9 protein-coding genes are annotated in these 13,885 nt (G+C 39.9%); 1 reads left to right on the top strand and 8 read right to left on the bottom strand.

Features of this window, described 5'->3' with window-relative positions; translation table 11 throughout:
* Positions 1–207 precede the first annotated feature (207 nt).
* The gene (locus J2Y40_RS11235; protein WP_309998978.1) at positions 208–2,064 is read left to right on the top strand and encodes a LamG-like jellyroll fold domain-containing protein; all 1,857 of its coding nucleotides are present in this window, start codon (positions 208–210) and stop codon (positions 2,062–2,064) included.
* 87 nt (positions 2,065–2,151) lie between these two features.
* Here J2Y40_RS11235 and J2Y40_RS11230 read toward each other — a convergent pair whose 3' ends face one another.
* From J2Y40_RS11230 to J2Y40_RS11195, 8 genes are all read right to left on the bottom strand, one after another.
* Positions 2,152–2,631, bottom strand: a complete 480-nt coding sequence (locus tag J2Y40_RS11230; RefSeq protein ID WP_153396704.1) for a GNAT family N-acetyltransferase — start codon at positions 2,629–2,631, stop codon at positions 2,152–2,154.
* Between the two features lie 231 nt (positions 2,632–2,862).
* Positions 2,863–4,278 (bottom strand): PLP-dependent aminotransferase family protein, encoded by a 1,416-nt coding sequence (locus J2Y40_RS11225; protein ID WP_309998975.1) that lies wholly within the window; start codon positions 4,276–4,278, stop codon positions 2,863–2,865.
* Positions 4,279–4,322: 44 nt separating this feature from the next.
* Complete coding sequence (locus J2Y40_RS11220) at positions 4,323–4,688, bottom strand: hypothetical protein (RefSeq protein WP_153396708.1); 366 nt, start codon at positions 4,686–4,688, stop codon at positions 4,323–4,325.
* 201 nt (positions 4,689–4,889) lie between these two features.
* Positions 4,890–9,695 (bottom strand): DNA repair ATPase, encoded by a 4,806-nt coding sequence (locus J2Y40_RS11215; protein ID WP_153396710.1) that lies wholly within the window; start codon positions 9,693–9,695, stop codon positions 4,890–4,892.
* Positions 9,696–9,927: 232 nt separating this feature from the next.
* A complete protein-coding gene (locus J2Y40_RS11210) occupies positions 9,928–11,949 on the bottom strand; it encodes a flotillin family protein (protein ID WP_309998972.1) in 2,022 nt (673 codons plus the stop codon).
* A gap of 121 nt (positions 11,950–12,070) precedes the next feature.
* Positions 12,071–12,721 carry a hypothetical protein gene (locus J2Y40_RS11205; RefSeq protein ID WP_153396714.1) on the bottom strand — a complete coding sequence of 217 codons (651 nt, stop codon included), beginning with the start codon at positions 12,719–12,721 and terminating at the stop codon, positions 12,071–12,073.
* A gap of 2 nt (positions 12,722–12,723) precedes the next feature.
* Positions 12,724–13,425: a PspA/IM30 family protein gene (locus tag J2Y40_RS11200; RefSeq protein ID WP_153396716.1), complete on the bottom strand. Its 702-nt coding sequence runs from the start codon at positions 13,423–13,425 to the stop codon at positions 12,724–12,726.
* 18 nt (positions 13,426–13,443) lie between these two features.
* Positions 13,444–13,839: a YbjN domain-containing protein gene (locus tag J2Y40_RS11195; RefSeq protein WP_153396718.1), complete on the bottom strand. Its 396-nt coding sequence runs from the start codon at positions 13,837–13,839 to the stop codon at positions 13,444–13,446.
* Between the last annotated feature and the right edge of the window lie 46 nt (positions 13,840–13,885).

The raw sequence follows: 13,885 nt of genomic DNA, 5'->3' as shown, positions 1-13,885 counted from the left end.
GCCGCACAGAAGTTTTATTAACAGGATGTGCCGTTGTGTTTTTTAATATCTCTATTTTCCATTCAAATCGTGATTTAAAGTAAATTTTTAATTATCAATTAATTAACTTTTTGTTTATATATATTTACAAATAGTAAACTAATTTTACAATTATTAAAAATAAATTACTATTTGTAAACATTTCTCTTTCAAAAAATATTTTTTCCTATGAAAACAAAACTATTTTCAATGGCAGTTATAATGAGCTGTTTATTAGGTGCACAAACCAAAAAAGTCCTTTTTATTGGAATAGATGGCTGTCGTGCCGATGTCATGATGTCTTCCGGCATTCCAAACATCCAAAACCTCATCAGCCAGTCCATTTATTCTCTGGATGGTTTATGTGCCGCCACAACCTGGAGCGGAAACGGCTGGAGCACGATGCTTACAGGAGTATGGCATACGAAGCATAATGTACAGGACAATAATTTTACCAGTCCCAATTTTGCCAATTACCCTGATTTTCTCACCAGAGCCGAAAGCCATAATCCCAATTTAAGAACAATCTCCCTGGCACACTGGACTCCCATCAATGATAAGATTGTTCAGAACGCAGATGTAAAAACCAATTTCGGAACAGATCTGGCGGTAAAAAATGCAGCGGTTAATGCTTTACAGAATGATAATCCTGATATTTTATTCGTTGATTTTGATGATGTAGATCATGCCGGACATTCTTACGGTTTCTCATCCAGTGTTCCTCAGTATGTTTCTTCTATCCAGACTACAGATTCTTATATTGGAGAGATCATATCTGCAATGAAAAACAGGGCTTCATATCATAATGAAGACTGGCTTGTTGTGTTAACCACAGATCATGGAGCTGTTGATAGTTCTCATGGTGGTGGAAATCTTTCGGAAAGAAATATTTTCACCATCTATTCCAATCCGGGATTCACCCCACAGCAGATCAGTAAGACTGTTCTGGAATCTAATAAAACGTTTAACCAACTTAGCTTTCCGGCCGGAACTTATGCGAAACCTGGCAGCCAGACGCCTTTTAACTTCGGAACCAGCCAGGATTTTACCATTGAATTTTGGGTGAAGCCCAATGCCGCCTATTCAAGTGATCCGGTGATGATCAGTAATAAAAACTGGGCAAACGGAAAGAACAAGGGAGTGGTTATCTCGGGATATTCCGGGCAGACCTTTAAGATGAACATCGGAGACGGAACCAACCGGATTGACCTCGTTGGCGGTAAAGCAGAAACCGGAAAGTGGAAACATATTGCGGTAAGTTTTGACCGTGACGGCCTTGTCACCCTGTATGAAGACGGCGTTCCCGTAACTTTTGCCAAAATGAATACCATCGGAAATATAGACTCAGGACTCCCGTTAACGCTAAATCAGGATGGCACCAATACCTATGACCCTAAACTTGCAGCCTCCTATAAAGATGTCAGAATCTGGAAATCGGCTCTTCCCAACGAGGTCATTGCCAACTGGGCCAATCAGGATATTACACCTGCCCACCCTTTCTATGCTCAATTATTAGCTAACTGGAAATGTGCTGAAACTTCAGGAAATACTTTAGCCGATTCTGGTCCAAATGCCAATCATATGACCATTACCGGTTCTCCTACGTATAACACAGGGATTACTTCCGCCTTTAAAATCTACAACTATGGCTCTACCACAAGAGAAACGGATCACCTTCCTACTGTACTCAACTGGCTTTGTATTCCGGTTCAGCCTTCATGGGGAATTGATGGTATAAACCGTATACCGGCCTGTTCAAACGAAAGTTTAGCGGTAAAAGAATCCTATGATGACATAAAAAGCGATCTTAACGTTTATCCCAATCCGGCATCAGAAAGCATAAGCATTGTTTATACTTCTGACGATAAAGAAATCCGGGCAGATATTTTGGATGCCAGAGGAGTTTCTGTTGCTTCAAAACAATTAAAATCCCCCAAAGGAAAGTATCACGAAAAGCTTGGAATAGAAGGGCTTTCTGCGGGAATGTACTTTATCAGGATCAGCGGAAGTAAAGAATCTCTTACAAAATCCTTCATCAAAAAATAAAACAGTAAAGTAATCAGATTTAATTTTTTAGATATTAGAACAAAGATATTTCTATCTGCGTTCTAATATCTTTTTTTATTCCAGAAACTACAGATGTAGCTCCATCTGTACATCCGCCCGGTCATATGCGGGACTGGTAACCGGCATATGCTGAAAACCTAATTTTTCGTAGAGTTTTATCGCAGGAACCAAAACTGAATTGGTCTCCAGAAAAACCCTTTCCGCTTTTAGCTCTTTTGCTTTTTCTATTAAAGTATGTCCCAGCAGATACCCGATTTTCTTTCCCTGAGCTTTAGGGCTTACCGCCATCTTTGAAAGTTCAAACGTAAGGGGTTCATTATTGGTTTTTACCAGGGCACAGGTTCCTACCACTTCGCCGTTGAGCAAAGCAAAAACAACATGACCGCCTTTATTCAGAATCTGTTCTTCAGGATGATCCAGCAGCTTATAATCGCCGGGTTCCATGATAAAGAACGTTTTGATCCATTCTTCATTCAATGTTTTAAAAGTCTCTTTATACTGAGGCTCAAAATTGACAATTGTTACTTCATTATTTATATCACTCATCACTATATATTTTAATGTGGGTTCGGGTTAAGGAGTTTAAATGTAAAAGGCAGAAAGATGGAAGAAGGAGGCTGGAAGTTAATTTTAGTTATAGGTATTGAAAGCCTCCAGAAAATTAAATAAAAACAGATCAATATTTGCTCTTAATGACTTTCACAACTTCCCTCTTCCCTCATCCAGCTTCAAAACTGCATCTACAAGATATTCTTATCCCGAACTGAAGTTATTTTATTAAATTCTTTTTTTAATCATTTTACCCAGTTTCTCCAGGTCGCTTTCAACACGATCGGTCCATTCCAAAGCATAATTCAGACGCATGCAGTTCTGATACTGGTTGTATTGTGAAAACATTCTTCCGGGAGCAAAGTTGATCTTCTGGCTAAGCGCCACATCGTACAGATCTTCCGTACAGATCTTTTTATCCAGTTCCAGCCACAGCATAAAACCTCCTTTCGGCTCAGATATTTTGGTGTTATCCGGGAAATACTGGGTCACCGATTTCTGAATCTGAAGATAATTCGCATACAGCTTTTTTCTGAACATCCTCAGATGATGGTCATAGCGGCCATGTTCAAGGAAATCAGCAATAACATCCGAAAATAAAGAAGGCCCTGATACCGTCTGAACCAATTTCTGACGGATGATCTTTTCTTTAAATTTTCCCGGGGCTACCCAACCCACTCTATAGCCCGGCGCCAGTGTCTTGGAAACTGAGCCTACCCACATTACGATTCCGGCTTCATCATAAAATTTGCAGGGTTTTGGTCTCCCTGCTCCGAAATAGATATTTCCATACACATCATCTTCAACCAAGGGAACATTATGTTCAGTAAGCATACTCACCAGTTCTTTTTTGTTCTCATCCGGCATCTGGAAACCTAACGGATTGTTGTAATTCACTACGAAACAGCATGCTGAAAGGTCAGGAAGCACTTTTTTCAACGCATCCAGATCTACTCCGGTAATAGGATGGGTGGGAATTTCCACGGCTTTCAGTCCCAGCAGCTGAATCGCCTGAAGGATTCCGAAATACACCGGACTTTCTACGGCAACAGAATCACCCGGTTGGGTAACGGCCATCAGACAGTTATAAACGCCATTCATAGCTCCGGAAGTGATTACCAGATCATCTTCCGTTATTTTCCCTTCCATCACGATGGACCATTTGGCAATTTCACGACGGAGACGTTCACTTCCCTGTACCGGCTCATAATTCGTCCCGCTGTCGTGTTTTCTCTTCATCACATCAATCATGCATTTCTTCATCTTTGCAACAGGAAGAAGACTCTTGCCCGGAATTCCCAATGCAAACTGGGTTACATCTGTTCCTGCAATGGTTCCGAATACTTTACCGATAAGATCTTCCGGAGTATTTTCTCCTTCTGAAACCTTTATTTTGCCTACTGAAGGCAATGCCAGTTTCCGTTGGGAAGTCTGGCTTACATAATATCCGTATTTAGGACGCGACTCTACCAGAGAGCGGCTTTCCAGCTCCATATAAGCCTGCTTTATCGTATTTAAGCTAACATTATAAAGTTTCTGGGCACTCCTCAAAGAAGGCAGCCTGTCCCCATACTGTAGGGTTTCACTTTTGATCTGCTCGGTGACGGAATTGGCTATTTTAAGATACAGAACATCTTTAGACATTGAATTCAGGTTTTAAGTAAATGTACAACTTTCTCCAGGCTTTGTTAAAAATCCAGCCAGCTGATCATGCTTTTGATGCTGCTTTTCAGCTGTTCCGGATTCCGGAAATTAGAAGTTGTGTTTTGCTTAAAATAACTTTCTGCCTTGAGATAAAAATTTTGTTTGTCTGGTTCTGTGGCTTCTTTTTTATGATAAATTTTAAAAGTAATTCCTCCCTTTTCATGGATCACAAGGCTCGCAAACATGATGATTTGCCTCCGCTTTTTCGCCAAAAGAAAAGGAACCCCAAAATCTGTATGGACAGCTTGGGCAGGCTGCCTCTGTAAAAATATATTCTTCAGCACAGGCATATCTGAAATATACACCTCAGCATATTGAATCTGCTCTTGATATTGAACTGTTGTTTCCATCGTATTTTATTCTTTAGCTAAACAAAATTATGGAGTATTCAACATTGGATACAGATACAGAAGTATACAATATTAAGGGTACAGACTGAATATAATTCGTCTGAACCGGACAACAACCGTAGATTTTACAGATGATCATTTATTAAAAACAGACTGCTCCTCATTGGAACAGCCTGTCTGGTGATATTTAAAATCTCATGGTTATTGTTCTGTTTTTCTCAAAGCTTCTTTGATGCCTTCCAATCCGTCTCCGAATTGAGCCAGCAAAGCAACAATCTGGGACATCCTGTCATTTTCTCCCAGTCCTTTTAAGGTTTTATTCTTTACAAATGTCTTTTTAATCTCGTTCCAGCGTTCATTTTCCTCTTCTGAAATCACATCGATCAGTTCTTTAAGTTTAAGCATATTGGCTTCTGCACCGGTAGTTAAAGTCTGGGATTCATTCTGATAATGATCAAGAACAATCTGAATGACTTCATTCTTTTTTAAGATCGGCTGGATCTGAGCAATCAGCTTATTCATATTACGATACGATCCCTGCAGTTTGAACGGCGGTTCATTTCTGTAATCATCAGACATGGCTGCAGATGCAATATATTCCCTGTTGACTTTCAGGATCATGTTTCTAACCATAATGGTATTTTCCAGCACCGCTCTGAAATCTGCGATCTCGTTGGAACTGAAGTTTCCTTTAAGGTTATCTGCAGGATTATTTGTTATCACACATTCATACAGTTCGTAAAGGTTATCAATTCCCGGTTGGGTAAGCCTGGTGAGATATTCATTAGACATCAGGGAGTTCTCAATTAAGCTCAAATCAAAGAGATCTGTTCTGGCACCTGAAATTTCTCCGAGGTTATACGTATCCGAACGGTTGGCCAGCATATCCGGAATTTTAAACTTCTCGCCATTTTCCGTATATGGGTTTCCGGCCATCACAAGGCAGAATCTCTTGGACCGGAGGTCATAGGTTTTGCTTTCACCGTTGTAGATTCCTTCTATTTTTCTCTGCCCATCGGCAAGGGAGATGAATTTTTGCAGGAATTCCGGGTTACAGTGCTGAATATCATCTAAATACAGCATGACATTATCTCCCATTTCAAGAGCAAGATTCAGCTTTTCAAGCTCCTGTCTGGCTCCTGCATTTTTAGCTTCCGAAGGATCAGTGGAAAGAATGTCATAGCCAAGAGATGGTCCGTTGATCTTCATAAAAACCAGTCCCATTCTTTCCGCCATATATTCCATAAGAGTTGTCTTTCCATAGCCCGGAGGCGATACCAGAAGGAGCATTCCCATACGGTCGGTTCTTTTATCTGAACCTGCTGTTCCCAGCTGTTTTGCCAGATTGGCCCCGATCAGCGGAAAATAAACATCATTGATCAGCTTATTTCTTACAAAAGAGCTGAGCACCTGAGGTTTAAAAGTATCCAGCTTCAGTGCTTTTTTCTTTTCACCCACCCAATTGTATTTCAGATCCTGCAACTTTCTGTATTTAGGAACGGTAACGGTATTGAAATGGCCTAAACGGGATGCAAATTCAAAATAATTAAGAGGATATTCCGTATCTTTTTCAAGAGACTTAAGATCCTTTATGGTTGTTTCATAAGAAACATGTCTGATATTTTTCGGATCAAACTTCTGGGTGATCAGGAATGCCGCAGTTTCACAGATTACATTTTCATCCGCATTAGGATCAAAGGCTTTCAGGGCGCTTTCTGCTGTGTAATAACAGGCTGAAGGGTATATATACATTGCTTTGATCTGTTCTATGAATTCAAGGTCTTTACCTTTTTCTTTTAATTCTTTTAAAAACAGTTCATACAATGCTCCTGCCTGTTCTGTGATAAGGAAGCTCTCACGGTTTTCCTGTTTCAGATATAACGCCGCATTCGAAAAATCTGTGTTATCCAGAAATTTGGTCTCTGAAGCAAAGGTTCTGATCTCTTCTGATAGTTCTTTCAGCAGATACTCAAATCCCTGAGTGTTGGCAAATGAACGGGAAATTATTTCCGCGGCTTCAAACTGTCTGGTATAATATTCTTTTCTTTCTTCTTTTAAAAAGAGCCAGAATAACTGGGCCAGAGCTCTTTCTCCGGCAGAAAACCTCATCAGGCCAAGTTCATTATGCATTTGCTGCAATTTTGAGACAATCACCTGTGCATCTTTATCGTGAACTCCCTTTACGAGACCTTCTCCGAAATGTGCTGCAGTGAACTGTTGTACTGCCGCTTCATTTTCCGGATCTGCTGCTATTTTTTTATGGGTTGAAAATACATTCCAGGCCAGGTATTCAAATCTTTTAACCTGAGCATTTTCTGAAACGAATTCCTGATTCCAGACTTCTCTGAAATCTTCTGTGCCATCAAAGAGAAGCGGCTCATAGAAGCTTGTTCCTGTAAGGTGATAATAATATTGTGCATTTCTGAGAACAAGGGTAAGATCCAGCTTCTGTTGGTTCACTGCAAATTTGTAGTCGCCGAGCGCAATAATGCTTTCTCCGTCCGCATAGATTTCTTTTTTATCCTTCAGCTTTCTTACGGCTTCCTGCTGGGATGTTTTTAAAAGGGTCTGGATCTCTTCAGATTTAGCAGAATCTTCCAGCTCAGCCAGCTGCCTCGCAAGATCCCGTGCTTTTTCAACCATCAGGTCTGAAGCATAATATCCATTGATTTCATTTTCAGAATCAAAAGATTCGGCTTTGGTCTGTACCGATTTCAGGATTCTCTGAGCGGCCTCAAAAAGATTCTGAGTTCTTTTATTTCTGGCTTCGGTAAGCTGCACCCTTTTGTTCTGGAAGTGTCCGTAAACCTCTTCCCTTTTCTCTTCGATTTTCTGGATGAATTCGTCAAAATCAACGAATTTTGTTCCCATTTCTTCCAGCTGAATGGAAAGTTTGGTCAGGTATTCATCACATTTTTCAGGGGTTTGAGAAAGTTCCAGAAAATTAATAACCGATTGGTCAAATAAGGTAATCTGCGCCTGAAAATCTGAAGCCAGCTCTTTTCCGGAAATCTCCCGCTTTCTTTTTCCGAGTTCCAGTCTTTCCTGATTGAGACGGGCAAAGATCTGGGAAATATTTTCAATGATCTGGGTAGACTGTGAGGTGTCTTCTATTTTAAGGTTGTTCACAATGTCTACCAGAAGTTCAAGCTGCCCGGAAAGCGTATTGATATTCTCTTCAATGACTTTAGCATCCACAGCCTTCTGAAGCCCCGTGATTTCTTCTGAAATCTGCTGAGCTTTTTCCTCATATGGCAATAACGCACCTTCCTGAAGCAGAAAATCTACACAGGCATTGGACAGTTCAGTATACCGGTCAGCCAATGATTTTTCCAATGAATCCAGAAGCGCTGTATCTGCATATTTCAGTTCTCTCGCTCCGGTTACTTCACCTCTTAACGTTCTGATCTGGGAAAGAGCATCAATGTATTCTGTAAGCTGGGAATAATGAAGTCTTTTGGTATCATCAAGTATTTTCTGGCAGGAAAGTTTTATTTTCTCTAAAGCTTCCGCCGTATTTTTTCTCTGTTCTACAACTTTTTCGTACTCATTGATGGCTGAATGGGCAATTTTCCGGATCTCTTTAAGCGGCTGGTTCAGGTTCTGAACTTCATTCTCACCTAAAAAGTAATAGGTATCCAGAATAAAGGTGGAAAGTTTGACAATATCATCATATAGTCCGCTGTAAGAGTCTTTTTTATTCAGAAGGGTGATCAGCTCCTGGCTTTCTGCCATTACCCTTACAATATCTTTGTTTCCGATTTTGTAAATCAGGCTGTCTGCTTTTTCAGCATTCGGCTGCAGCTCTTTGGAGAAAGGAGTCTGCCAGATCTGTGCAAGATGATGTTTGGTGGTTTCAATACTTTCCCTTAGATAAATAAGCTTCCCATCATTCAGAAGGGAGAAGCCGCTACACCGGATGGGTGTTTCTATGGTCTGGGTGATAATGTTGTAAGAGATCAGCTGATAATTATTGGTTTTATCATCATAGAACACATACAGGAAATTCTCTCCATTGGGTTCTGTTACTGTTTTCAGGTAATACAGCCTGTTCTGATCCTGTGAGATTACTTTCAGCCCTCCGGTCTGTAAAGCATATCCATTGGAAAATAATACCCCTTGATTTTCAGGAAGCAGCAACCCTGAATATTTCAGTGCATCTGCCCTCGAAACGGTCTTTTCCTTGTGATTATAAATGAAATAGCGTTCTGTTTCCTGGTAAGGTTTTATTTTAAACAAAACAAGGTTATCCAGGTCGCAGAAGTGGATCTCGGCATCATCGAGATTCTGGTCTTTATGGATGACGTCCTCGGAATAGATTCCTTTTCCGGTGTCTGTATTGTCTTCTACCTTGATGGTAATGTCTCCGCCAATGCTTTCTACAAAGACTTTATCTGCCAAAGAAATATGCGGATGTTTTCCGGACCGCTGCATATCTCTTGTGGCTTTTGTCCATACGAAGCCGTGCTGCTGCGGATATGATGTTTCCGAAGCACTTCTTGAATCTACATAAGTAAGCTGATTATCTTTGATCAACCATTTGAAAGCCTTGATATCTGAAGTACTCTCTGAAAGCTGGAAAACCATATAGAGATAATTCTCTGTAAAAGCGAACCTTGCAAAGAAGGTATTTCTGTAATATTTGTAAAGGTTTTTGAATTCGTCAATAAAAACCTCATCATTAATCAGGGTATAATCCTGAGGTTCAAAGCGGTTTTTATTGATTGTGTATATTGAAAAAACATCTGAAATATTAATTTCCGTCTGCAGTCCCAGGTGCGCATTGGATCCGAAGATGAGCTGATCCCCTAGAGAAAATATATCTTTGGCGATACAGTTGTGATCTGTAGAAATCCTTTCGTTGGCAATAAGAGAAAAATCTATTCCTCCGAAGATACTTTTACGGCTTTCATTAAGCTTTTGAAGTCTTTGGATCAGATCATTCTTCTGCTCATTCAGACGGTTCTGAATAATTTCGTATGTTCCGGAATTAAGTTTTTCTGACATAGTGTTGGATTAGGTTGTCATGGCTACCGTAATCGTAATACGATAGATCTTTTTGTGGAACTTATAATGCTTTGCTTTTATCTTCATCTAAACCTTATAGGCTTTGAAAACCTATAAGGTCTGCTTCATAAACAGATAATGTATTTTTAATTTGATTATCAATACGTTAACTATATTTAGCAAAGTAAAAAACTCTCATTGAAGAATACATTGTGAGTTTTTTGATGATGTATTAAATAGAGTTATTGTTTACCGGTTTATTTTCCACACCAAGATGTTTTGCCATGTCCAGAGCTCTTTCCAGAATGCCTCTCTCCTGCTGATCTGCCACTCCGTTCAGTTTAAAAATCAGGGAAGCGATGCTCATATTTTTAATATCATCTGTTGAGATCTTGTATTTGTCTACCATTCCCATCACTCTGCCAATGATATTTTCACCATCCCCCAGAAGGTTATCTCTGAGAATCTGGGCATTTTCACTATGATTTACGAATTTATCCAATCCTTTTCCTGCTGAAACCTGGCGGATCACATTATCAAAGAAGGTGTTATCTCCTCCTACAATATCAATCTTAGCCGATTTGAAGGCTTCTGCCAATACCAGCGACTGTGCGTCTGCAATATCTTTCTGAACAGCAATCTGAGCCAGTTCTACTTCTTTTTCTTTATTCAGTTTCAGACGGAATTCTTCGTGATCTTTTCCGGCATCGTTCAGTTTCTTCATGGCTTCTGCTTTCTCATTGATTCCAGCCGCTTCTGCTAAGGCTTTTTCTTTGATTACTTCTGCCTGAGCAATTCCTTCTTTTTTAACAGCTTCTGCTTTTTTCTCGATTACTACTGCTTCTACAATACCCTGTCTTTCTGCAGCATCAGCTTTAGCATGCAATACCTGAGCTTCAGATAGGCCTACTGTTGCTTCTTCTTTCGCTTTGGCATCAGCAATGATTTTACGTGCTTCTGCTTCTTTTTCTGCAGCATCTCTTTTGGCCTGGGCTTCAATCACATATTTCTGAGCATCTTTTTCTGCTGCCAGCCTTCTGGATTCCGCCGCTCTGGTTTCCTCGATCAGTTTTTTCTCTGCCTCCTGAGTGGCTACTGTAATTTCTACCTGCTTGTTTCTTTCTGCAGTTTTGAATGCTTCAAGGTCTTTAATGCCCTGCTGTTCTTCCACCACTGTTTTTTCCATGGTCAGACGCTCACGGATCGCATCCTGAATGCTTTTCTTTTCGAGTTCGATGGCTTTGTCTTTTTCAATCTGTGCCAGGGAAACGATCCTTTCTCTTTCTGTAGCTTCAAGAGCTTTGTCTTTCATCACTCTTTCTGTTTCTACAAGATCGGCACGCTCTTTATTTTTAGCAGCAATAACCACCTGACGAAGCTTATTTTCTTCTGCAATCTGCAGTTTTTCTTCTGTAGCAATTCGAACCGTTTCATATCTCAGACGTTCTTCTTCTTCTACTTTTAAAATTTCTGCATTTTCACGAGCCTTGATGTTGGCTACTTCTCTTTTTTGAGATTCTTCTTTTTCCGCCAGCTGTTTTTCCAGTTCCAGGATGGCCTCACGGGCTTCAACATTTTGTTTTGTGATTGTTTTTTCCTGATCTCTGCGCACCTGGTTCGCTTTAATATTCTGGTTTGCTGTAAGTTCAGTTATTTTTTTGATCCCCTCAGAATCTAAAATATTATCTTTATCAAGTTTGTCAATTGAAGTCTGTTCAAGATAGTCAATCGCACAGTCGTCAAGGACATATCCGTTCAGATCTGTTCCGATAATGTGAAGGATTTCCTGGCGAAATTCGCTTCTTGCTTCGTATAATTCAGTAAAATCAAATTTCTTTCCTACCGTTTTAAGGGCTTCTGAGAATTTTGCTTCAAACAGTTCTCTTAAGGTACCTGCATCAGAAGCTCTCTGACATCCGATGGTTTGGGCAACATTGACAATATCATCTACTGATTTGTTGACACGGATAAAGAAAGCTACCTGAATATCGGCTCTCATGTTATCTTTACAAATCAGCCCGGCTTTTCCTTCTCTTGCGATTTCCAGCTTTTTTACGGAAATATCCATAGATTCCATACGGTGAATGATAGGGATTACAATACCTGCATTAAAAAATACTTTCGTTCCGCCATATCCTGTTCTCAAAATAACGATTCCCTGAACGGTCTTCTTATACATGGATAAGATCCAGAAAACCAACCCGACTGAAGCCACTACAGCAACAATAATTCCAGCAATAAAAGGTAAATTCATAGTTTATTAATGTTTATTTATAGGTGAATGTGTTTTTTGTTTTTTTCTAAAAATATTGAATCAGGATATCCAGGATATAGCTGAATATAATCATAAAAATAGAAAGCATATCTTCAATTTTTTAATATCTCATTGATTTCCGTACGTAGTAAATTCTTTTATCATAGTCTTCGTCTACAATCATGACGTGCGTTCCGTATTCCAGCTTTACTCCGTTTTCACTTTTTACCATCAGGGTCATTGGATCACTGCCGATAAAGACTTCCATCATTCCGATTTTTTCATCCTGTATGCTGGATTTCAGCCTTCCTTCTCTTCCCAGAAAATCATGGGCTACCTCTCCTTTATGGTTGATCTCTTTGAAAAACGGGTTTAGTGGTTTTAAGATCAGCTTTGTTAACAGCATTCCTGCAATGAGCAATGGAAATAGGGCTAAAATTCCCAGCCACGTAGGCATTGTTATGAAATAGTTCAGATAGAAAGAACCTAACCACGCGATCAGAAGTGACAGGGTAAGGAAATAAGTCATCGGAACAATATCCAGATTAAGAAATTTCAGGAACTGCATCCATGCGGAGGCATCGTGATCAGCAATATGAACATGACCGTCCGGAGAATCGGTACCTGTATCCAGGTCATGGTGTATTCCCACATCAATATCCAGTCCGGTGAGTATGGTAAATATCCAGTATATCACCGACAGGATCAGCAAAACGCTTAATACGGTGTTTACCGGGGAAAATGCTGTGTTTAAAAATTCCTGAAAGGTCATATTTAGCCTTTTTTAAGTGTTTCTTTTAACCTGTTCAAAGCTTCTTCGGCTTCGGTGTCTTTAGTACTGACCATGGCATCTATTTCTTCATCAATACTTTTTCCTGTTTTTGAAATATCGGCATAGGCCTCTGCAACAGCTTCCTGCTGCACCACTCTTTCTTTAAGTTTCTCCAGCATGGTTACGGCGCTGCTGGTATCCATCTGGGTCATTTTCTGATTGATGTCTCTGGTGGCTTCACTTACCTGAACCCTTGCTTTCAGGGTAATTAATTCATTTTCCCATTTGGCAATACTGGACTTCAGATGAGTGATGTTCGTCTGCATTTTCTCACAATCAGCCTGAAGCTTTTCATGTTCTTTCTGCAATGAGGCTGCATTTTCTTTAGAGGAAGTCTGTCTTTTCAGGGCTTCTTTGGCCAGACGGTCAGCTTCAGACGGATCTGCTTCTCCTTTTTCTGCCTTCTGAATGATCATCACCGCTTTGTTGTAATAATCTTCTGCTACCTGTTCTTCTGTTTCTGCCGCATTTTTTTTACGGATAGCCAGTGCTTTCAGCTGAGCCAGCGCTTCGATGCTTTTACCCAGCTCTTCTTTCATTTCCCGGATCCCCTGTTCGGTTAGGTTGATGGGATCTTCAAAGCTTTCGATCACCGAATGGATCTCTGCTTTTCCTATTGTTAATAGTCTTTTAAAAATGTTCATGACAATATCTTTTGTGAATTACTTACTCATTTCAAGCATTTCGTTGGCAAATTCCCCTACGAGAATTCCCAGTGAATTGATGGAGGCCATTACTTCGTTTTGCGCCATATTATCTGTAGGAAGAGTATCTCTGAAAATGACCCGTTTTCCCGTTTGGTCCAGAACAAACGCTCCGTGTACAATATCCCTGTTTTTCTGAAGCAGGCTTCTGTATATTTTTTCTGTGGGATTTTTTATTTCGAAAAGAAACTGCTCCATGATCAGGATCGAATCAGATATAATAAGGATCATATTCTTGATTCCGTTGGATTCCTTTTCGATGATTAAAATTCTCTGAGCTTCATCTTCCAGCATGATATTAAACTCATAATCTAACAACCACTCTTTGACTGTTCTAAATATTTGATTTTTCATGACGGCTGGTTTTAGTTGTTTAAAATTCTTACACAAATATAAAATA

The organism is Chryseobacterium sp. 2987, assembly GCF_031456375.1.
GTDB classification, from domain to species: domain Bacteria; phylum Bacteroidota; class Bacteroidia; order Flavobacteriales; family Weeksellaceae; genus Chryseobacterium; species Chryseobacterium vaccae.
This window is presented reverse-complemented; position numbering and strand designations above follow the sequence as displayed.